18 protein-coding genes are annotated in these 23690 nt (G+C 31.4%); 8 read left to right on the forward strand and 10 right to left on the reverse strand.

Annotated features, from left to right (window positions below; all coding sequences use genetic code 11):
- Positions 1-6: 6 nt before the first annotated feature.
- Positions 7-1449, reverse strand: a complete 1443-nt coding sequence (locus O9267_RS06370) for an acetyl-CoA carboxylase biotin carboxylase subunit (protein ID WP_298177724.1) — start codon at positions 1447-1449, stop codon at positions 7-9.
- Between the two features lie 80 nt (positions 1450-1529).
- Positions 1530-2015 carry an acetyl-CoA carboxylase biotin carboxyl carrier protein subunit gene (locus O9267_RS06375; RefSeq protein ID WP_298177289.1) on the reverse strand — a complete coding sequence of 162 codons (486 nt, stop codon included), beginning with the start codon at positions 2013-2015 and terminating at the stop codon, positions 1530-1532.
- A gap of 222 nt (positions 2016-2237) precedes the next feature.
- Between O9267_RS06375 and O9267_RS06380 the strand changes: the two genes are divergently transcribed.
- From O9267_RS06380 to O9267_RS06390, 3 genes are all read left to right on the forward strand, one after another.
- A complete protein-coding gene (locus tag O9267_RS06380; RefSeq protein ID WP_298177291.1) occupies positions 2238-4154 on the forward strand; it encodes a tetratricopeptide repeat protein in 1917 nt (638 codons plus the stop codon).
- A gap of 79 nt (positions 4155-4233) precedes the next feature.
- A complete protein-coding gene (locus tag O9267_RS06385) occupies positions 4234-4995 on the forward strand; it encodes a LytTR family DNA-binding domain-containing protein (RefSeq protein WP_298177293.1) in 762 nt (253 codons plus the stop codon).
- A gap of 39 nt (positions 4996-5034) precedes the next feature.
- On the forward strand, positions 5035-7983 hold the full coding sequence (locus tag O9267_RS06390; protein WP_298177295.1) for a T9SS type A sorting domain-containing protein: 2949 nt from the start codon (positions 5035-5037) through the stop codon (positions 7981-7983).
- A 60-nt stretch (positions 7984-8043) separates the two neighbouring features.
- On the opposite strand, the gene O9267_RS06395 is transcribed toward O9267_RS06390, so the two are convergent.
- On the reverse strand, positions 8044-10224 hold the full coding sequence (locus O9267_RS06395) for a radical SAM protein (protein WP_298177297.1): 2181 nt from the start codon (positions 10222-10224) through the stop codon (positions 8044-8046).
- A 96-nt stretch (positions 10225-10320) separates the two neighbouring features.
- Here O9267_RS06395 and O9267_RS06400 point away from each other — a divergent pair, with 96 nt between their 5' ends.
- From O9267_RS06400 to O9267_RS06415, 4 genes are all read left to right on the forward strand, one after another.
- Positions 10321-14406: a T9SS type B sorting domain-containing protein gene (locus O9267_RS06400; protein ID WP_298177300.1), complete on the forward strand. Its 4086-nt coding sequence runs from the start codon at positions 10321-10323 to the stop codon at positions 14404-14406.
- Between the two features lie 70 nt (positions 14407-14476).
- The gene (gene bshC / locus O9267_RS06405) at positions 14477-16081 is read left to right on the forward strand and encodes a bacillithiol biosynthesis cysteine-adding enzyme BshC (protein ID WP_298177302.1); all 1605 of its coding nucleotides are present in this window, start codon (positions 14477-14479) and stop codon (positions 16079-16081) included.
- Positions 16082-16266: 185 nt separating this feature from the next.
- Entirely contained in the window at positions 16267-17802 is a 1536-nt protein-coding gene (locus O9267_RS06410; RefSeq protein ID WP_298177304.1) for a T9SS type A sorting domain-containing protein, read from the forward strand.
- A 263-nt stretch (positions 17803-18065) separates the two neighbouring features.
- Complete coding sequence (locus tag O9267_RS06415; protein WP_298177306.1) at positions 18066-18485, forward strand: nucleoside-diphosphate kinase; 420 nt, start codon at positions 18066-18068, stop codon at positions 18483-18485.
- A gap of 130 nt (positions 18486-18615) precedes the next feature.
- Here O9267_RS06415 and O9267_RS06420 read toward each other — a convergent pair whose 3' ends face one another.
- Both O9267_RS06420 and O9267_RS06425 read right to left on the reverse strand, forming a co-directional pair.
- Positions 18616-18912, reverse strand: coding sequence for a DUF721 domain-containing protein (locus tag O9267_RS06420; RefSeq protein ID WP_298177308.1), 297 nt, complete (start codon positions 18910-18912; stop codon positions 18616-18618).
- Positions 18912-19331: a lipocalin family protein gene (locus tag O9267_RS06425; protein WP_298177310.1), complete on the reverse strand. Its 420-nt coding sequence runs from the start codon at positions 19329-19331 to the stop codon at positions 18912-18914. Before O9267_RS06425 ends, O9267_RS06420 begins: the two co-directional genes overlap by 1 nt.
- A 104-nt stretch (positions 19332-19435) precedes the next feature.
- Between O9267_RS06425 and O9267_RS06430 the strand changes: the two genes are divergently transcribed.
- Entirely contained in the window at positions 19436-20503 is a 1068-nt protein-coding gene (locus O9267_RS06430; RefSeq protein ID WP_298177312.1) for a serine hydrolase, read from the forward strand.
- 33 nt (positions 20504-20536) lie between these two features.
- On the opposite strand, the gene ftsY is transcribed toward O9267_RS06430, so the two are convergent.
- The 5 genes from ftsY to O9267_RS06455 all read right to left on the reverse strand — a co-directional run bounded on the left by ftsY (position 20537) and on the right by O9267_RS06455 (position 23581).
- Positions 20537-21517, reverse strand: a complete 981-nt coding sequence (gene ftsY, locus O9267_RS06435) for a signal recognition particle-docking protein FtsY (protein ID WP_298177314.1) — start codon at positions 21515-21517, stop codon at positions 20537-20539.
- Between the two features lie 129 nt (positions 21518-21646).
- Positions 21647-21799 (reverse strand): DUF4295 domain-containing protein, encoded by a 153-nt coding sequence (locus tag O9267_RS06440; protein WP_081676904.1) that lies wholly within the window; start codon positions 21797-21799, stop codon positions 21647-21649.
- 8 nt (positions 21800-21807) lie between these two features.
- Positions 21808-21990, reverse strand: coding sequence for a 50S ribosomal protein L33 (rpmG, locus tag O9267_RS06445; protein WP_298177318.1), 183 nt, complete (start codon positions 21988-21990; stop codon positions 21808-21810).
- Between the two features lie 28 nt (positions 21991-22018).
- The gene (rpmB, locus tag O9267_RS06450; protein WP_298177320.1) at positions 22019-22255 is read right to left on the reverse strand and encodes a 50S ribosomal protein L28; all 237 of its coding nucleotides are present in this window, start codon (positions 22253-22255) and stop codon (positions 22019-22021) included.
- A 72-nt stretch (positions 22256-22327) separates the two neighbouring features.
- Positions 22328-23581, reverse strand: coding sequence for a competence/damage-inducible protein A (locus tag O9267_RS06455; RefSeq protein ID WP_298177322.1), 1254 nt, complete (start codon positions 23579-23581; stop codon positions 22328-22330).
- Positions 23582-23690 lie beyond the last annotated feature (109 nt).

Consider the following 23690-nt stretch of genomic DNA (forward strand, 5'->3'; position numbering starts at 1 on the left):
ATACAATTAAATAATTGGTAATCTTAAGATTTTTTTATCAGCAACATACTGTTTTAAAGCTATCATGGCTGCAATTTTTGCTTCAGTATCAAGGCTAGCTTTCATTTTTTCAGGATTGTAATACGCTTTTACAAATCCTGTATCAAAATCACCTGAACGGAATGCTTCGTGTTCCATCACAAATTTTCCGAAAGGTAAAGTTGTCGCAACACCTTCTACATGATAGTTATCAATAGCTTTAATCATTAACTCAATAGATTCTTCACGAGTTTTTCCATATGTTACCAATTTAGATAACATTGGATCATAATAAATTGGCACATCCATTCCTTCTTCGATACCATTATCTACTCTGATTCCTTCGCCTTCAGGTAATTTATAAGTACTTAAAAAACCAACATTCGGCAAGAAATCATTCATAGAATCTTCTGCATAAACACGAAGTTCCATTGCATGACCATGAATTATTAAATCTTCTTGTTTAATTTCTAAAGCTTCTCCACGAGCAACTTTAATTTGCAATTCAACTAAATCCAAACCAGAAATCATTTCGGTTACAGGATGTTCTACTTGCAAACGTGTATTCATTTCCAAGAAATAGAAATTGTGTTTGTCGTCCATCAAGAACTCAACTGTTCCAGCACCAAGATAATCGCAAGCACGAGCTACTTTTACAGCAGCTTCACCCATCTTTTTACGCATTTCTGGAGTTAAAATAGATGATGGAGCTTCTTCAACTACTTTTTGATGACGACGTTGTATGCTACATTCTCTTTCAAATACATACAAAACATTACCGTGACTGTCTGCCATAATTTGAATTTCAATATGACGCGGTTTAGTTACATATTTTTCAATAAAAACAGAACCATCACCAAAAGCTGAAGTAGCTTCACTAATTGCTCGATTCATTTGTGATTCGAAATCTTCTTCTCTTTCTACAATACGCATTCCTTTTCCACCACCACCAGCAGAGGCTTTAATCAAAATTGGAAAACCAACTTCTTTAGCCGTTTTTTTAGCTTCTTCCAAATCGGTAATGGCGTGATCAACCCCTGGAACCATTGGAATATCATATTTCATCACCGCTTCTTTTGCTGCTAATTTACTTCCCATCATTTCGATGGCTTTCGATTTTGGTCCGATGAAAATGATGCTATTTTTTTCACATTCTTCAGCGAAAGCAGAATTTTCACTTAAAAATCCGTATCCTGGATGAACCGCATCAACGCCTAATTCTTTACAGACTTCGATGATTTTATCACCACGTAAATATGATTGACTTGAAGCTGCTTCTCCAATACAAACTGCTTCGTCTGCATATTTTACGTGTAGTGCATTTCTATCGGCAGTTGAAAATACAGCTACCGTTTTTATGCCCATTTTCTTTGCCGTTTTCATTACTCTAATGGCAATTTCACCACGATTGGCAACTAATATTTTGGTTATTTTTTTCATTTATATTGAATTTATTTCAGTATCTCAACTTCGTACAAAGTCTAAATACTTAATACTTTTATCTTAATACTCTATTCAAACTCTATTAACAATTGTCCTTTGTCTACAGCATTTCCTTTTTGAACAGCAATAGATTTAATAACTCCATCGCGCGGAGAAAGGAAACTATTTTCCATTTTCATTGCTTCAAGAATTAATAACGGATCATTTTCTTTTACAGTCTGACCAACTTCAACACTGATTTCTAGAATTAAACCAGGCATTGGTGCTTTAATTGCGTTTACAACTTTTGTTCTGCCACGCTCAATTCCCATTTCTTTAATTAAAAGATCCAAAGCATCTGCAATAGCTACTTCGTAGGTGTTGTTGTTGACTTTTACAGTATATTTTTTTGCAATAAAATCAGCAGCTATTATTTCTGCTTTAAAGGGTTTGTTGTCTTTCAGCACATGGAACTTGTTGTTTTCCACACTCACGGCATCCAGATTTTTAAGGTCACTCTCGTTTAAATCAAAATTTATTGTATTGTTTACCGAAAGCTTATAATAAGTACTCATAAGACATAAATTTAATTTGTTGTAAATTTATAAAAACGAAATCGATTGCGATATGATAAAAGTCAAATAATTTGCTCATTTGATATAGTTTTTTTTCAATGTTATTTTATAAAAAAATTAAAACTGGCAAATACTAACTCAAAACCCGCAAATACTAATTCACCAAATGACAAATGAAAACTTCCCCTATCTTTGTCTAAGATAAGTTAAAACAGCACTATTTTGAAAAATAAAATTCACATAATCATTCTATTTTTTGGACTTACATCTTCCAACCAACTTTTTTCGCAAAAAAGCGAAATTGATAGTTTGAAAAGAGTATTACAAGTAACTAAAGTAGATACTTCAAAAGCGAATATATACAATCATATTGCTAATAAATACAAAGAAATCAATCCAGATTCAACAGCTTTTTATGCTCAAAAAGCAGCATTGTACTCTAAACAAATCAAATATGGTTTTGGATTAGGAAACTCATACATCAATCTTGGAAATTCAAATATTATACTGGGAAATTATGAAACGGCAACTGTTTGTTTCAATAAAGCTGCTGAACAATTTCAGGTATTACTAAAATCAGATGATGAAAATTTTCAATACAAAAATGGGCTTGCTAGAGCTTTTGCTAGTTTAGGTGTTATTTATTCTGAACAAGGAAATTACTATGTATCGCTTGAAAATTATCATAAAGCATTAAAATTATATTTAGAGGTTGGTCAAAAAAACAACATTTCAAAAATTTACAACAACATTGGAATTGCATATAAATCGCAGAGAAACAACACCAAAGCTCTTGAATATCTCAAAAAAGCATTAAAAATTCAAACTGAAATTGGGGAGCAAACAGTTCCTGTTACGCTTACCAATATTGGTGTGATTTATTTTGAACAAAACAATCTTTCAGAAGCACTAAAGCATTACTCGAAAGCAGAAAATTTGTTTAAAAAAATAGACAATACACGTGGATTTGCTTTATTAAACAATTATTTAGGTGATTATTATAAAAAAACAAAAGACAACACCAAAGCTATTTCATATTATAATTCTGCCGTAAAAATATATGACGAGTTGCAGAACAAACACGGTGCTTCATTGGCATTATACAATTTAGGTCAATTATATTTTGATCAAAAAAACTTCACCGAATCGATGAAGTTCGCTGAAAAATCATTGACTTATGCAAAAGAAATTGGTGTGCTAGATCAAACATTTCATTCAGAAAAATTGATGAGTGAATTATATGAAGCGCAAAATAATCAAGCAAAATCGTTGGAACATTTTAAACAATACATTATTGCCCGTGATAGTCTAACTAACATGGAAAACAGCAAAAAGTTCGTTCGTGCAGAAATGGATTTTGAATACCAAAAAAAGGAAGCTTTATTACATGAAAAAAGCAAAAGACTAACCCAGCTAACTATATTTTCTATCATCGGACTTTTACTCCTAGCAGGATTAATATTTGTTATTTACAATCGTAGGCAAATCAAAAAAAGATTGACCTTGCAAAAAGAAGTGGCAGAATACGAGCAAAAAGCATTGCATTTGCAAATGAATCCGCATTTTGTATTTAATTGTTTAGGTTCTATTTCTAGTTTTATTGTTCAAAATGGTACTGATTCTGCACTGAAATATTTATCAAAATTTTCAAAATTAATGCGATTGACACTTGAATATTCGAAAGGTTCATTAATTCCAATTGACAAAGAAATTGAAAGCCTGAAAAACTATCTTGAACTCGAACAATTACGTTTTCACAACAAATTTGATTTCGCAATAAAATCAAGTGATAAAGTCGAATTTAATATGGGATTGCCACCGCTTTTAATTCAGCCATTTGTTGAAAATGCGATTCTTCACGGAATGGTTCCAAAAGAAGGAAATGGAAAAATTGAAGTAAATTTTGATGTAAAAAATGGGCAACTAATTTGTTCAATTTTGGATGATGGAATTGGGATTTCAAAATCAAAAGAAATAAAAGAGAATTCGGTTCAAGCACATCAATCGATGGCATTAGAAATTACCAAAAAACGATTGGAAATTATGGAAGCAACCATAGCAAAATCGGCAGAAATTGAAATTATTGAAAACAACGGAACAACAGTTACATTGAGATTACCAATACAATACATAAAATAGTTTACAGTATTCAGTTGCAGTTGGCATAATGTAGATTACGCTTAACTGAGACTGAAAACTGAGACTGAAAACTAAAAATATGATTACAGCTGTATTAATAGACGACGACAAACATTTACGAACAGGATTAAAAGCCCTTTTGGAACGCTATACTAAAGAAATTTCGATTATTGGTGAAGCAGAAAGTGTGAAAACTGGCGTGGCGACTTTAGAGCAATTGCAACCACAAGTTATTTTCCTAGATATCCATTTATCTGATGGAACTGGATTTGATATTTTGGAACAATTGGCAAAAACCAAAGGCAAAACATCAGCTCATATTGTATTTATTACAGCACACGAGCAATATGCGTTGAAAGCTTTCAAGTTTAGTGCATTAGATTTTATTTTGAAACCTGTTGATCCTGAAGAGTTGCAAAACACCATTGTGAAAATTAAAGAAGCAGTTGGCAAAAGCAACTCGTTTGAACATATTGATTTATTGCTCGAAAATATTCGCAAAAAAGTTGACAATTTTAAAAGAATTGCCCTTTCTACAAGTGATGGCATTCATTTGTTTGAAGTTTCAGATATTATTCGATGTGAAGCTAAAGGAAATTACACCGAGTTTTTTATAAAAAACCACAAACCACTTTTAATATCGCGCACCTTAAAAGAGTTTGAAGAAATGCTTACCGAACATGGATTTGAAAGAATACACCAATCCCATTTGATAAACCTTTCCTATCTAAAATCATATATCAAATCAGATGGTGGTTATGTGATTATGGCAGACAATACCAATATTCCATTAGCGCAAAGCAAAAGAGAAAAATTGCAAGAATTGATTAAATCACTTTAAACTAGAAAAATTATGAAAGTATTAATAAAAACAAACCCAATGAAAAAAATAATCATCCTTTTGATGTCGTTCACTGGAATGGTAAACGCTCAAATTATAAATTTTCCTGATACAAACTTCAAACAATATTTACTACAATCAAGTGTAAATAATGAAATTGCAAAAAATGCTCTTGATGAAAACATAAAAATTGATGCAAATGATGACGGAAATATACAAATAACCGAAGCACTAAATGTTTACAAAATATTTATTTCCTACTATGAGATAAATGATATCACTGGCGTAAATAGTTTTTCAAATTTACAGATTTTGACATGCTATAGTACAAATATAACTAGTGCTTCAATATCTGGATTAAACAATCTGACACTTCTCGATCTATCAAACAATAATAATTTACTAAGTGTTAATTTTTCATCTTTAAATAGTATTGAAACAATATACATAAATCATTGTCAATATTTATCGTCAATGGCATCAAGCGGTTTAACAAATTTAAAAGAACTAGATTGTAATAGCGGAAATTTTACAACATTAACATTATCTGATTACCCTAACTTAAAAAAATTAAATTGTTTCGCAAATTTATTAACAAGTATCGATTTAACAAATTTAAATCAATTAGAAGTTTTCAATTGTCTAAATAACCAAATAAGTTCTCTTAACTTAAATGGACTAACAAACCTAAAAGAATTATACTGCAAAGGCAACAATTTAACTAACTTGAACCTAAATGGTTTAATAAATCTAGAGATTCTTAACTGTGCTAGTCAAAAAGATTACGGCGGAATTGGTATTTCAACTATAGATTTTATAGGCTTAACAAGCTTAAAATCAATAATTTGTGATGATAACAATTTTAGTGAATTATCTATTTCAGGTTTACCAAATCTAGAAATTCTTTCATGTTCAATGAATTCAATGAATAGTTTATCAATTAATACTCTCACAAGTTTAAAACATCTATATTGTCCATTTAATTTATTAACTAGCCTAAACATCAACAATTTAACTAATTTGACTTATTTAGATTATAAAAATAATCTAGTAGGGAATATTAGTTTTAGCACTCTTAATAACTTAGAATATTTAGACTGCTCAAATGTAGGAATGAGCTCAATTGATGTGTCTAATCTTGTTAATCTGAAAAGTTTGTCTTGTAATGGAAATTCATTAACTCAATTGGAAGTATCAAACTTAGTAAATTTAGAAAGTTTGTCATGTGGTAGTAATCAACTAGAAACTTTGAATATTTCAAACTTAATAAACTTAGAGACTTTGGGGTGTACAGATAATCAATTAATTGAATTGGATCTAACCAATTCACCAAAATTATCAAGTATAGGTGTTGGTCAAAACCTCTTTACATCATTAGACTTAAGCAATTGCACCGTTAGCTTAGAAAATATTTATAATTATTATGATTTTTCAAATTCACCTAATTTAAGTTATGTAAATTTAAAAAACGGGAAGGATTTTAGTTCTTTTTTTAATTTAAGTGCTTATGATTGTCCACAATTAAGTTATGTATGCGTGGATGATGAAAATTTATATATTGTTAAAGACGCCCTAGCTTACTCGGAAACTTTTAATGCCCAAGTTAATTCATATTGCACATTTACACCTGGTGGTAATTACAATACAATTAATGGAAAAATAGCATTCGATTCAGAAAATAATGGATGTGATTTAAATGATTTGCCTCGACCAAACATAAAAATTTCTATCAATGATGGACAAAATCAGGGTAGCACTTTTACAAATCAAAATGGTGATTATACTTTTTATACACTTGATGGTAGTTTTGTATTAACTCCTGAAATAGAGAATCCAACATGGTTTACCTTTTCACCAACCACTGGATTAGTAAACTTTCCTGATTCAAATAATAATAGTACAAATCAAGATTTTTGCATAACAGCAAATGGTATGCATAACGATTTAGAAATAATATTTTACTCTATTACTAGTGCTGTTCCTGGTTTCAACTCAGATTATAGAGTTATATATAAAAACAAAGGAAACCAAACACTTTCAGGTAACATAAAACTAAATTTTGATGATACTATAATTGATTTTGTGAGTTCTACTGAAGTAATATCAAATCAAACAACAGGCGAATTAACATGGAATTATACCAATATATTACCATTTGAAAGCAGAAGTTTTGATGTAACTATGAACTTAAATTCTCAAACAGAAACGCCACCACTAAATATGGGAGACATATTGAATTATAATGTAATAATTTCTCCAAGCATAACTGATGAAACACCACAGGATAATATATTTACCTATAACCAAACAGTAAACAACTCAGAAGTAGTAAACAGCATAGAGTGTATTGAAGGAGAAAGCCTTTCAGAAAATGAAATCGGGAAATATTTACATTATTTGGTTAACTTTGAAAACACCGGAAATTCAAGTGTCGATAATGTTGTTATAAAAGATGAAATAGATGAAACACAATATGATGTATCTTCAATTCAACTACTTAACTCTACAAATTCAGTTACAACAAGAGTTACGGGTAACATAGTTGAATTTATTTTTGAAAACATTAATCTCGCTCCTGCTCAAGGCAATCCACCAGTTGGCGGTCATGGAAATGTTTTATTCAAAATTAAATCTAAAAACGACTTGGTTTCTGGTGATTTTGTAAGCAAATCAGTTTCAATTTTCTTTGATTATAATGCTCCTGTAAATACAGATTCAGCAATTACTACCTTTGAAAACTTAAGCAATTCGATTTTTGAATTTGACAATTCGGTTTCAATTTATCCAAATCCAACTTCTTCAAAAATCAATATCAATAGTAATTTCAATATCAAATCAGTTGAATTATATGATGTTCAAGGAAGAGTTTTAGTTACTCAAATTGGAAGTTCTAAATCGATGGATATTTCAGATAAAACTAACGGAATTTATTTCTTAAAAATAACTACTGAAAAAGGTAGTAAAGTAGAAAAATTGGTTAAAGAGTAATAAGTAGTTTGATTAATTAGATTAAAGGCGCAAATTCTCATAAGGTTTGCGCTTTTTTTGCTATAAAATCAAAAGCGCAAATTCACGCAGAGTAGCAATTGGTTTTGAATACCAAAACAATTCAAAATCTTCAAAATTTGCTTCAAAATCATCTTTTAATTGTGAAAAAGTAGTTGTCTTTTGGTTATAAATTGAAATGGTTTCTAAAGTTGCTATCAACCAAATTGCCTTTTCTTTTTCTAATGAAACTTGGAATGTTTCAACTTTATCATGAAAAGTTAATTGCATCATTTCCCATGAACTACCTTTTTTTGATTTGGTGAAAGTTTCAACAAGCGGCTTTCCGCCTATCCAAATTATTTTTGCAGAAGGTTTTATGGCAAAATCAATTTCTTTTTCAAGACAAGAAACAATATAATCTGAAGGAATTTTAGTCTTAGGAATTTTGAAATCAAACCAATCTTGCAAGTCATAATCAAAACAAATTCCGTGCATATAATTAAACAACGATTTCTTTAATCCGAAACTAAATTTATCGTGATTGATTCCGGTTTTGTCTTTAAAATTGATGTCGTTATTAGCAAAAGTAATTTCGTTTTGTTCAGGAATCACACCAAATTCATCAGGAAACATTCCGACTGGCGAATGTGCTGTCATAGCAAATTGATGCCAAAAACCACTTTGTAAAATTCCTACTTCAAATAGTTGTCGAACCATTTCCAAGCTATCAACCGTTTCTTGTACCGTTTGCGTAGGATAACCATACATCAAGTATGCATGAACCATGATGCCGCTTTCGGTAAAATTTCGAGTTACTTGTGCCACTTGTTCAACCGTTACACCTTTTTTTATTAAATCTAAAAGTCGGTCAGAAGCCACTTCCAATCCACCCGAAACAGCTATGCAACCAGAAGTCTTTAGTAAAACGCATAAATCGGCTGTAAAACTTTTTTCAAAACGAATATTTGTCCACCAAGTCACAACCAAGTTTCGTTTGATGATTTCCAAAGCAACTTCACGCATCAATGCTGGTGGTGCCGCTTCATCTACAAAATGGAATCCGTTTTCACCTGTTTGCGCAATTAATTCCTCCATTCTATCAACTAGAATTTTGGCCGCAATGGGTTCGTATAACTTGATATAATCTAATGAAATATCGCAAAACGTGCATTTTCCCCAATAGCAACCGTGCGCCATAGTGAGTTTGTTCCATCGACCATCGCTCCATAAACTGTGCATCGGATTGGCAATTTCGATAACCGAAATATATTTATTCAACAACAAATCAGAATAATCAGGAGTTCCTACTTCGCTTTGTTTGTAGTCGTTACGAGTTGAATTGTTTATGTAAACTACTTCATCTTCTTGAAGAAGAAAAGTTCTTTTAAACTCTTTGGAATTTGGAATTTGAACATTAGAATTTAGTAACTCAATTGGCAATTCGCCATCATCTAAAGTTATAAAATCGAAAAATTCAAAAACTCGTTTATCTTTTAATTCTCTTAGTTCAGTATTTGGAAAACCGCCGCCCATAGCTATTTTAATAGATGGGAAATTATCTTTTATAAACTGTGCACAGCGAAAAGCACTATATAAATTACCTGGAAAAGGAACTGAAAAACAAACCAATTTTGGTTGTACGTCTTCAATTCTTTCTTTCAGGATTTTGAGTGTTATTTTGTCAATATATGTTGGTTCATTTTGCAAATGTTTATACAAATCATCAAACGAATTGGCACTTCTACCCAAACGCTCTGCATAGCGACTGAACCCGAAATTTTCATCAACACATTCTACAATAAAATCGGATAAATCTTCGAGATATAAAGTAGCTAAATGTTTGGCTTTGTCCTGCATTCCCATAGTTCCAAACGCCCATTCCATATCATCTAATTGTGCAAAACGTGATGCTTCTGGTAGAAAATTACCACTACAAATTTGACGAGCTAATGATGGATTTTTCCCTTGAAGAAACGTGATTACAGAGTCTATTGTTTTGATGTAATCGTCTTTTAAAGAAAAGATTCTTTCAAGGTTGTGGGTTGTAGGTTGTAGGTTGTAGGTTGAAAACATTGTAGACAAGCCATCTTTTGAAAACAATTCTAAAATCACTTCAATTCCTAAATCCATTTGGAATGCTGAAATTCCTTTTGTATTCAAAAACCCTTTTATATAAGCTGTCGCTGGATACGGTGTATTCAGTTGGGTAAAAGGTGGTGTTATAAGAAGAAGGTCTTTCAATGGAAATGGTTTTTGCAAAAGTAATTGTTTTTATAATACTTTTGTTTGTTGTGATTTGTAAGAAATTTTTATCTTTACATTTTATATATACACTTTATGAAAACTAGAATACTTTCATATATCCTACTATTTTCAATAACCTTATTTTCTCAAAATAAAAACTCTTCTATTGGTTTTATTGAAAACAAAGGGCAAATTATTGATCAAAATGGTAAGCCTAATAAAAAAGTCAAATATCTATTGAACACAAATGGATTAAATGTTCAAATTAGAGAAAATGGCTTTAGTTATGATATTTACGAAACCAAAAAACATAAATTATCCAAAAAAGAAATTGCAAAGCAGAATCCATTTCCTGAAGCATTACGAGAAAAAAACAAGCTTCCAGACTATAAACTAGAATACATCTACCATAGAATAGATATTGATTTTCTCAATTCCAGAAAAAATGCAAAAATTATAGCTGAAGACAAGTCAACCGACTATGATAACTACTATAATGTGATTGGAAAACCTGAAGGCGTGTTGAAAGTTCATAAATACAAACAAATAACTTATGAAAATATTTACCCTAATATTGATGTAGTTTTTTCAATTCCAAATGATAGTCTAAAACCTGTTGAATATAATTTTGTTGTTAAACCAAATGGAAAAATTTCAGATATTCAACTAAAATTCAATGGTGCTAAAACAGAACTTTTAGATAATAAAATCAAACTAAATGTTCGTTTTGGAGCTATGGAAGAGATACTTCCCATGAGCTGGATTGAAAACGGAAAATCTAAAACAGAAGTTGCCATTAACTATAAAAAGTTAGCAAAAAATGTTTATAGTTTTGTTAGTGTCACTTCAAGTTATGGCAAAACTTTGGTAATTGATCCTGTGCCTATTCGGCTTTGGGGAACTTATTGTGGTGGAGATGGTGGGGATAAAGCTAATAAAGTTATTATAGATTTAAATGGAAATATTTATTCAGGAGGAATCACTACATCCTTCAATAATATTTCTACAATAGGTGCACATCAATTAACTCATTGGCCTTTATTTAGTGCTAATTTTTTTGATTACGATTGTTTTATTGTGAAAATGAATAGTTCTGGCTCTAGATTATGGGGTACATATTTAGGAGGAAATGATCAAGATAATTTAAAAGATTTAGCTATTGATAAACTAAATAATCTAATAATTACAGGTTTTTCAAATAGTAACCTAAATAGTATTTCATCAACAGGTTCATATCAACAAAATCTTAATTATAACTTTTTGGGAAGTGCTAATAATATAGATGCTTTTCTAGTAAAATTTAATGAAAATGGAACTCGAATTTGGGGGACTTTTTATGGAGGTAATTTTAATGATATATCTAACTGCTTATCGGTAAATGAATTAAACGAAATAATAATTAGCGGAATTACTTTTAGCGAAACTGCCATTGCAACACCTGGAAGTCATAAAACTGCATTTTCTAATTCATTTAATACCCAATATGATGGATTTATAGCAAAATTTGATACGCTAGGCAATAGAATTTGGGGAACTTATTTTGGTGGTGATATGCAAGAGAATATTAATGATGTAAAAACAGATAATTTAAATAATATTTATATAGCTGGAAATGCTTACAGTACAAATGGAATTTCAACATTAGGTTCATTTCAATATAATAGAAATACAAATTGGGATGGGTTTGTTTCAAAATTTTCATCCACTGGTAATCAAATATGGGGAACATATTTTGGAGGAGAAAGCGAAGATCATTTAAATAAATTGGTAATTGGTAGTAACTCTATATATTTGGCAGGTAAAACTTCAAGTAATTCTAACATTTCATCTGCAAATGCATTTATTTCTATTGCTCCACATACTGGTAATACTGGTTATGATGGGATTTTATTAAAATTTGATTTTAATGGTAATAGAATTTGGTCAACTTATTTTTATGATGATCTCTATGATTTAGATATTGACAATAATGAAAACATCTTTTTTGTTGGACAAACTCAATCAGATCTGAACATCGCTACTGCAAATTCATATCAAAGTATTCGATCTTTTTCAGATGGTTTTATTCAAAAATTTAATACAAACGGACAAAAAATTTGGGGAACGTATTACGGAGGGGAATCTATTGATGGTTTATATTCAATTAAATGTGATAACATAAATAATTTTTTTTATGTTGGGGGTTACACTTTGAGTTATAATGACATAGCTACATCAGGTACTTTACAGTCAAATTATTCAGGTAATTTTGAAGATGGTCTAATTGCTAAATTTCAAGATTGTTTATCATCACCTCAAGTCAGTATAAACAACCCTTGCATTGGCAACACTTTAAACCTAACCGCATCAGGCGGTACAAATTATTCTTGGACAGGTCCAAATGGTTTTACTTCATCTTCACAAAATCCAACAATAACAAACGCTCAAACAATAAATTCAGGACAGTATACGTGTACAATAACAGGTACTGGAGGCTGCGATGGTACAATTTCAACAACTGTTACTGTGGGCGACAACACTAAACCAATCCCAAACCAAACAACATTACCAACCATAACAGGAGATTGCAACACAACAATTTCAACTATTCCAACTGCTACGGATAACTGTGCTGGTATTATAAACGGCACAACAACAGATGCATTAAGCTATGCTTTACCTGGAACTTATACCATAAATTGGAAATATGATGATGGAAACGGTAACGTAGAAACGCAACAACAATCTATAGTTATTACAACTGTTGCTCTTCCAACCCTAACTTCTCCTCAATCTTTCTGTATTCAACAAAATCCAACATTAAATTCTATTTCAATAAATGGCCAAAACATCAAATGGTATGATGCACAAACACTTGGTAACTTACTTCCTAGTTCAACTGTTTTGATAAATGGCTCTACTTATTACGCATCGCAAACTATAAATAGTTGTGAAAGTTTAAGAGTTCCAATAACAATAAATATCCAAAACACAGCTGCTCCTACTGGAAATGCAAACCAAAGTTTTTGCGCTACTCAAAATGCAACTCTAAATGAAATTGCAATTTCTGGAAATACTATAAACTGGTATTCGTCTCCATCAAGCACAGTAATTTTACCAACTACAACCTTACTTGTAAATGGTTCAACTTACTACGCAACACAAACAATAAATGGTTGTGAAAGTGTAAATAGAATTGCGGTTACAATCACGCTAACAACAACTTTGAATGCCAATAATTATTCGAAATCCTTTTGTGATGATTTAGATGATGGTTTGGAAACAATTCTGCTTTCTGATTATAATTCATTTTTACTTCCTTCGGTTACAAATGAAATTTTCACCTACTACAACTCAAATTCAAGTGCTGAAAATCAAATTCAATCAGATCAAATTAATCTTAATTACACTTTAACAACAGGAAATCATATTGTATTTGTTAGAATAGATTCTTCTAATGGATGCCATCAAGTGGTAGAATTAAATCTGACCTTATTTTCTAATCCAGTTATTAATCTGAAAGATATAATTCCAATTTGTGAGAACAAAGACATTAATGTCAATGCTGGAAACGGATTTGATAGTTATACATGGTCAACTGGTATAACTAATCAACAATCAATTTTGATTACTCAACCAGGTAGTTATTCACTAACAGTCACCAAAAATAATGGTTCAATTACTTGCTCTAAAACAAAAAATTTCACAGTTGTCAATTCAAATACAGCAAGTATTTCATCTATAGAAACTTCAGATTGGACAGATAATCAAAATACAATTTCTGTCTTCTTATCTCCATCAAGTGTTGGTAATTACGAATATTCGTTAGATGGTATAAAGTATCAAGATAGTCCAATATTTGATAACTTAATGAGTGGTTTTTATACAGTTTATGTAAATGACAAAAATGACTGTGGTGAAATAACTGATGAAGTTTTTTTACTAATGTACCCAACTTTTTTCACGCCAAATAACGATGGATACAATGATTATTGGAAAATCAAATTATCCGAACTTGAACCTGGTTTAACCATTAAAATTTTTGATCGATTCGGAAAATTCATAAAATTGTTAGATAATGATGACATTAGTTGGGATGGAACTTATATCCAAAAGCCGCTTCCAGCAGATGATTACTGGTTTGTAATTACCAGAGCTAACGGCAAAGAATATAGAAACCATTTTACATTGAAGCGTTAAAAATTAATTAATATTTAAAAACAAATCTTCATCAACTCTAATATTCATTATTTTTACAAAAATTTTAAAAATGCCAAACGACTGTATAACGTATCAAAATTCGGGCTATTTCACTCAATTAATTGTAGATTATTTGGAGGAAAAAGAATCGTTGCAACCACTTTACAATCGTTTTCCAAAAATTGAAAATTTTAAAAGTCAGATTGAAGAGAAAAATAGCAATTACAATGACAACTTCAATGGCAATAACAAAAGAGAAATTTTAGTTGCTGAACTTGAAAAACAATATCAAAATTTTGAAGTTTCTGAAACAACTTTAAACAATATTAAACTTTTAAACAACTCTAAAACTTTCACAGTTACGACTGGACATCAACTGAATTTATTTACTGGCTATTTATATTTTATTTATAAAATTGTTTCAACTATTAATCTTTGTAAACAATTAAAATCGGAATATCCAGAGTACAATTTTGTGCCGATTTATTGGATGGCAACCGAAGATCATGATTTTGACGAAATCAATTATTTCAACTTTAAAGAAAAAAGAATTCGTTGGAATCGAGAAAGTTCTGGACCAGTTGGAAGATTATCTACTGATGGTTTGGATAAAGTTTTGGAAGTTTTTTCTAAAGAAATTGGAAATTCTTCAAATGCCAAAAAATTGAAAGAACTTTTTGAAAATGCTTATCTAAAAAACAATAATTTAGCAGATGCCACAAGATTTTTAACCAACGAGTTATTCAAAAATGAAGGGTTAGTGATTTTGGATGGCGATTCAAAAGATTTGAAAAAATTGTTTATTCCTTATGCTAAAAAAGAGCTTTTGGAGCAAACTTCTTTTCAAAAAGTAACGGAAACTAATCAACTTCTAAAAGACTATTTTATTCAAGTAAATCCTCGTGAAATTAATTTATTTTACATTGAAGATAATTTGCGCGAACGAATAATTCTTGAAAATGGAATTTATAAAATTAACAATACAACTTTACAATTTTCTGAAAATGAAATTGTAGCCGAATTAGAAAAGAATCCTGAAAAATTTAGTCCAAATGTTATTTTGAGACCTTTATATGAAGAAGTTGTTTTGCCTAATCTTTGCTATATTGGTGGTGGCGGTGAACTAGCGTATTGGTTTGAATTGAAAGCTAATTTTGAAGCTAATAACGTAACTTTTCCAATGCTTTTACTTCGTAATTCTGTTTTACTTGCAACCGAAAAACAAGTTACAAAAGCTGATAAACTAGACTTAAAATGGAAAGATTTATTTACCAATCAAAAAGAGTTAGTCAACAACCAAACCAAGAAAAAAACAGCTTTTGAAATTGATTTTTCTTCTCAAAAAGAGCAATTAAGCAAGCAATTTGAATATTTAAATCAATTGGCAACCCAAACCGACAAATCGTTTATTGGAGCAGTAAAAGCCCAAGAATCCAAACAATTAAAAGGATTAGAGAATCTTGAAAAAAGATTGCTAAAAGCCCAAAAAAGAAAACTTTCAGAAGAATTAAATAGAATTACTTCACTTCAAAACGAATTATTTCCGAACCAAAGTTTGCAAGAAAGACAATTAAATTTTTCTGAATTTTATATCGAAATTGGGGATTTGTTTCTTGAGAAAATTATAAAAGAATTGAAACCTTTAGATAATGAGTTTTCAATTATAGAATTATAAATTTAGTAAAAAAGGAGTTTCTCTTATTTTGTTTACATAATTTTATTCGACAAAACTACGTTTTTGATAATTTTATCAACACTATAACGTTTTCGCTATTTTTTTTAAGAAACGTTTTGATTGACTAACTCAAAATAACTTTAAATTAGCATAAAATTAAATTTTTAATAAAAAATTAAACACTTATGAAAACAAAATTACTTTTATTACTGGCAGTAGTTATGACTGCTTTTAGTGTAAATGCGCAAACAATAGCTATTGTAGGCGAAGCTGCTGGCGGATGGCCTGGAGATCCTGGTAACCCTGGCCCAACAGATATACACCAAATGACATCAACGGATGGAATAAACTGGACATATACTGGATTAGTTCTTACTAATGCTGGTGAAGTTAGTGGTTGTTCAGGTGCAAATTGCGGCGGAGTAAAATTTAGACAAGATAATGCTTGGGCTATTAATTGGGGGTCAGCTTCATTTCCATCGGGTACAGGAACACAGGGTGGCACAAATATTCAGTGCTTAGCTGGTACATACGATGTTACTTTTAATAGTGTCACTGGTGAATACAATTTTTCAGGAGGTGCACCAATTCCTGTTGTTAAATTAGTAGGAACAGCTGTAACTGGTGGAACTGTAACTATGAATGCACAAACACTCACAACGTTTACACTACCTTTAACAACATTTTTAGATGGTACTGCTCAGTTTGAAGTTGATGGTGAACTTGCTGGAGGAACTGGATTCCCAACTGGTACTTTTGTTGATGCCACACAATTTATTCCTGTAGTCGCAGGTGCTTATACAAGTGTAACTGTAAACATTGAAACAGGTGAATACGTATTTACAGCTGCTCCGCTCTACCCACTTATAGGATTAATTGGTAGTGGAACAACTGGTAATGATGCTGGATGGGGACAAGATATTGATATGACAACTTCAAACGGAGTTAATTATAAATTGAGTAATCAAGAATTATTTAGTGTAAATACAAGTAATGGTAATCCTGGTGGATTAAAATTTAGAGAAAATAATGAATGGACTAACTCATGGGGTGGAGTTTCATTTCCAAATGGTCCAATAGCAGGTGATAATAATGATATAATTGTAACTGCAGCTGGAACATACAATTCATATTTCAACTATACCACAAAAGCTTATAACTTTGTTAAAGTAGGTAGTATTTCTCTTGTAGGTGATGCTGTAGGCGGGTGGCCAGACTCTCCAGGAAATCCTGGTCCAGTCGATATTAACATGATGTCAACAACAGATGATGAAAATTATACTTTAACAAATCTTACTGTAGTTGCTGGCGGTTGTAAATTTAGACAAGATAATGATTGGAGCATTCCATCGTTTGGAAGTGATCAATTCCCAGCTGGAACTGATACTAATAATGACATAATTATTGAAGCTGGTGAAGAAGGCACTTACGATGTTACTTTCAAAAAAAGCACTAAAGAGTATACCTTCACACCTTCATTAGCAACTACAAGCTTCGCTAAATCAAACTTCAAAGTTTACCCTAACCCATCTAATACTAATTGGAACTTTACTTCTGCTAAAGATGTAATTATTTCTATTCAAGTAGTTGATATGTTAGGTAAAGTTGTAGCAACTTCAACTTCTACTACTGTTGATGCTTCTGCATTAACAACTGGAGTTTACTTTGCAAAAGTGGCTACAGCTACTGCAACTGAAACTATTAAAGTGGTTAAAAACTAATACTTAGTAAACCTAATTATATAAAACTCCTGATAAATACTTTTATCGGGAGTTTTTTATTAAACAACAAACCTTTAAACTCCTAAACTTTTTCAAACTTTTAAACTTCTAAACTTACAAACTCTTAAACCTTTAAACTCTTAAACCTTTAAACTTTTAAACTTTTAAACTCCTAAACTTTTTAAAACTTTTAAACTCTTAAACTTTTAAACTCCTAAACTTTTAACTACTTTTGCATCCGAATTATAATACACAAACAAAAAATGGCAACAAATAGAACATTTACAATGATTAAACCTGATGGTGTAGAAAACGGACACATCGGTGGAATTTTAAATATGATTACTGAAGGTGGTTTCAGAATTGTAGCAATGAAATTAACACAATTAACAGTAGCGGATGCTCAAAAATTCTACGCAGTTCACGCTGCAAGACCATTCTTTGGCGAATTGGTTGAATTTATGACACGCGGACCAATTGTTGCTGCTATATTAGAAAAAGAAAATGCTGTAGAAGACTTCAGAACTTTAATTGGTTCAACAAATCCTGCTGATGCTGCCGAAGGTACAATCCGTAAAAAATACGCAACTTCTATTGGAGAAAATGCTGTTCACGGTTCAGATTCTGATGAGAATGCTGCTATCGAAGGTGCTTTTCACTTTGCTGGTAGAGAACAGTTTTAGTATTCAGTATTCAGTCGCAGTTGGCAGTTATGTATATTGTGAATAAAATAAAAAATCCCGTCGCGTTATTATACAAGACGGGATTTTTCATTTTAAAAAAACTTGAAACCTGAAACTTGAAACAAAAAATTTATCTCAAAACAATTGATTTTACAACTTCTTTACCCATTTCTTCATTTATCATTTTAATTATTTTGTCTTTTCCGTAACTCAATTCTTCTCTCAAAACAGCTGAAGTTAATGACACATAAAGAATAGTTCCTTTCAAAACAACTTCTTTTGTATAAGTGTTTACGCCATTTCCCATAAGGTTTTTCCAAGCTTGCTCAACGTCAATTTTATCCATGCCCGATTCGAGCTTATTGACTTCAATAAACTGCTTTAAAACATCTGAAATTGAACCTTCGTTACTTAGTCTTTTTGCCATTATTTTAATGAAAAAGGTTTTGCTCTTTTATAATGATATTCTAATTCTTGCTTGTTTTTTACAACAAAAGTAGAATCTTTTATTTCAATAATTTCTTCTTTCCACTTTGCTAAATCTGTTTCATAATTGATAACAAAAGTAGAACCTTCAGATGAAATCGAAATTTTTTCTTTAATGTCATTAGTCAGATAAGTTCCATCTAACTGAGGCATTACTTTTTGGCGAAAGCCTTTATTTTCTTTAATTTCAAAAAAATCGATTGTTTCATTAACCTTGTAATCTTTCTTGATTCCATCAGCAAGAACAACATTTTCAATTTCCCAATAACCATTTATTTTAGCGATGTCTTTTTCGCTAATTGCCTGTTTACAAGAAACAAACATACTGCCTATAATCAGAAGTGATGCAATTTTTTTCATAATCAAAATAAAACTGAAATTTACAATATAAATTTGAAGAATAAAACTATTTTTGATTAAACCTTTTTGGTTTTTAAAAGTCAAAATAGAAAACCCAATCTACTATGAAAAAGATACTTATTTTATTTTTGATGTCAAATTTCTTTCTTTCTTGCGCTTCCTCATCTGATGAAACGCCAAATGTTCCAGAGCAAATGTATTTCCCACCATTAACTGGAGATACTTGGGAAACAAAATCAATAGCTGACTTAGGTTGGAATCAAGCTGCTGTTCAACCTTTACTAGATTATTTAGAATTGAAGCATTCCAAATCGTTCATAGTTTTAGTAAATGGACGAATTGTATTAGAAAATTATTTTAATGGTCATGATGCAACAAAAATATGGTATTGGGCAAGTGCTGGAAAAACGTTAACATCCACAGTAACCGGAATTGCGCAACAAGAAGGTCTTCTAAATATAAATAATAAAGTTTCGGATTATTTAGGAACGGGTTGGACAAGTGCACCAATTGCAAAAGAAAATCTGATTACTTGCAAAAATTTGTTATCCATGAATTCTGGATTGAATGATGCTTTGGGTGATGATGTTTCTCCTGCCAATCTTCAATATGTGGCTGATGCAGGTCAGCGTTGGGCTTATCATAATGTATATGTAAAGCTTCAAGATGTCGTTGCGCAAGCTAGTGGACAAACATGGACAAATTATTTCAACACCAAATTAAGAGATAAAATAGGAATGACTGGAGGAGCTTGGATACAACAAGATGGATTGAGCGTCTACACAAGCAACTCGAAAAGCATGGCTCGCTTTGGATTATTGGCTCTAAACAAAGGAACATGGAACGGAACTACCGTTTTGAATGAAACTTATTTTAACGATGCTACCAATACTTCGCAAACTATAAATCAGGCTTATGGCTATTTATGGTGGTTGAATGGAAAAACATCTTATCATTTACCACAAACTCAATTTCAATTCCCAAACATGCTAATTCCAAGTGCTCCAAGTGACATGTATTGTGCGCTAGGTAAAAATGATCAAAAAATATATGTAATTCCAAGTAAAAAAATGGTAGTCATCAGGATGGGTGAAGTTGCAGATGGCGTAAACTTTGCGCTATCAGATTTTGATGAAGTATTATGGCAAAAAATAAGTGCGTTATATCAGTAACGCACTTATTAAATATTCTATTTTTTTTAAATTTTATTTAAAGAAAGAATCTACAAATTCATATTTGTTAAATACTTGTAAATCGTCAATTCCTTCACCAACACCAATATATTTTACTGGAATCTGAAATTGATCAGAAATACCTATTACAACGCCACCTTTTGCAGTTCCGTCTAATTTGGTTACTGCTAAACAAGTAACTTCGGTTGCGGCTGTAAATTGTTTTGCTTGTTCAAAAGCATTTTGCCCTGTTGAACCATCTAAAACTAATAATACATCGTGTGGAGCTTCGGGAGTAACTTTTTGCATTACTCGTTTTACTTTAGTTAATTCGGCCATCAAACCAACTTTGTTGTGCAAACGACCAGCTGTATCAATAATTACAATATCAGCTTCTTGAGAAACGGCACTTTGAATGGTGTCGAAAGCAACTGATGCTGGATCGCTTCCCATTTGTTGACGAACAATTGGAACACCTACTCTATCAGCCCAAATTTGTAATTGATCGATTGCTGCTGCTCTAAAAGTATCGGCAGCACCAAGAACAACTTTGTAACCTTGCTTTTTGAATTGACTTGCCAATTTACCTATTGTAGTTGTTTTTCCAACACCATTAACACCAACCACCATTATTACATAAGGTTTTGTATTAATAGGAATTACAAACTCAGATTCTTCACCAGTATTAGTTTCAGAAAGCAAACCTGCAATTTCTTCACGTAGAATTTTATTAAGCTCATCCGTTCCAAGATATTTATCTTCGGCTACTCTTTTTTCAATTCTTTTTATGATTTTTAAAGTAGTATCAACACCAACATCTGAAGCTACAAGGATTTCTTCAAGATTATCTAAAACCTCATCATCAACTTTTGATTTTCCAGCAACTGCTTTAGTAAGCTTAGAAAAAAAACTTGTTTTAGATTTTTCCAAACCTTTGTCTAAGGTCTGTTTGTCCTGCTCGTTTAGAACAGGTTCTTTCTTATCGGAAGAGAATAATTTTTTAAAAAAACTCATTTCAATTTGGGAATTAGCAATTAAACAATAGATTTATTTTCTATTACTTAATAAAATGATGCACAAATATAAAAATAAAAAAAGCTACTTGCGAATGAAAGTAGCTTTTCTATATAAAGTTTGCGTTAATTATTTCTTTTTCAAGAATTCATCAACTTCTTCTGGAGTCATAATGCTTTCAACGAAAGTATATGCACCTGTTTTTGGAGATTTCACCATTTTGATGGCTTTTGATAATCTCTTAGAAGATGTTTGTAACGATGCTACGGTTTTCTTTGCCATGACTTATATTATTTAATTTCTTTATGAACTGTAACACGTTTCAAGATAGGATTAAATTTTTTAATCTCTAATCTATCTGGAGTGTTTTTTTTGTTTTTAGTTGTAATGTATCTAGAAGTTCCGGCAACACCAGTTGCTTTATGCTCTGTACACTCTAAAATTACCTGAATTCTATTACCTTTCTTTGCCATTTTGCTATCTATTTATTTTTGGAAAAGATTATTTAATAAATCCTTCTGCTTGTGCTTTTTTCAAAACTGCAGAAATTCCATTTTTATTAATTGTTTTTATTGTAGATGCAGCTACTCTAAGAGTAATCCATCTATCTTCTTCAGGAAGATAAAAACGTTTTTTAAGTAAGTTTACAGAAAACTTTCTTTTAGTTTTATTCATCGCGTGAGAAACATTGTTTCCCGTCATCGCTCTTTTACCAGTAAGGTCACAAACTCTTGACATTATGCTTATCTTTTATCGTTATTCAAATCGAGGGTGCAAAGAAAAGAAAAATAAACCTATTACGCAAAAAAATTATACTACATTTTTTAAAATTTCTTTTTGAAGCATTTCTAAACTTTTATTTACTGCTCTGAGTATCACTTTTTCTCGAGGTTCACCAAAGTTAAATTCTTCTACAACAATTGTTTGCGGTGTTGCCAAAGCAATAAATACAGTTCCAACAGTTGCGTCAGAATCGCCTTTTGATGGTCCGGCATTTCCTGTTGTAGCAATTGCAAAATCGGTTTTGAACATTTTTTGTGCTTGCAAAGCCATTTTTTCGGCTACTTGAGCGCTAACAACTGAATGTTTTTCAATCAGTTCGTGCGGAATTCCCAAAACAGCTTCTTTGGCTTCCGTTGCATAAGAAACTACGCTTCCTTTGAAGTAACTTGATGAACCTGCAACTGATGTTAACAAGGATGCAATTGAACCACCTGTGCAACTTTCGGCTGTTGCAATTGTTAACTTTTTTTGTGCTAAAAGTTTTCCTATTACTACTTCGATTGTTTCGCTATCGTCGAATCCTACTATGATATCGCCAATTATTTTGGTTAGCGAATTTACATTTTCTTCGATTGCTTTTTCTAATATTTCTTTATCTGTTCCTCTTGCAGAAAGTCGTAAACGTACTCTTCCAGGCGCTGGCAGATAAGCAAGTTTAATAAATTCGGGCAGATTATTTTCCCAATCTTCTATTCTTTCGGCAACTAGACTTTCTCCTTGTCCGTATGTTAAAATAGTTTTGTGGATAATATAAGGACGATTGTACTCTCGAACCACTTTGGGAATTATTTCGTTTTCAACCAAATATTTCATTTCATAAGGAACACCAGGCAATGAAATAAAAACGGTGTTTTCTTTTTTCATCCACATTCCTGGAGCCGTTCCCACTTTGTTGAATAATACGTGGCATTTTGTTGGAACTAATGCTTGATCACGATTCATTTGGGTAATTGGTCGCTTGAAAATACTTTCTATTAATTGGGTAACGTGCGCCAAAACTTCTTTGTTTTCGACTAATGTATCTTCAAAATAGTCGCAAAAGGTTTTTTTGGTGATATCGTCTTTTGTTGGTCCGAGTCCGCCAGTTATGATTACTAAATCGACTTGGTTTTGGAGTTTGGAAAACGTATCAAGTATATGTTGTTTGTTATCGGAAATGGAAATCATTTCGTGAATATCGACACCTATTTTATCGAGTGATTTGGCTATAAATCCGGAGTTGGTATCGACGATTTGACCTATAAGAATTTCGTCGCCAATGGTTACAATAGTGGCTTTCATTAAGTATAAATATTTGTTTTACAAAGGTAACAAAAGAAAAAATGGAAACCTATCTAGCCCCGATTGCAGTGGAAATCCTTTTTTAAACCTGACAGGTTTTAGAAACCTG

The sequence above is a fragment of the Flavobacterium sp. genome (genome assembly GCF_027531705.1).
Classification (GTDB): Bacteria; Bacteroidota; Bacteroidia; order Flavobacteriales; family Flavobacteriaceae; genus Flavobacterium.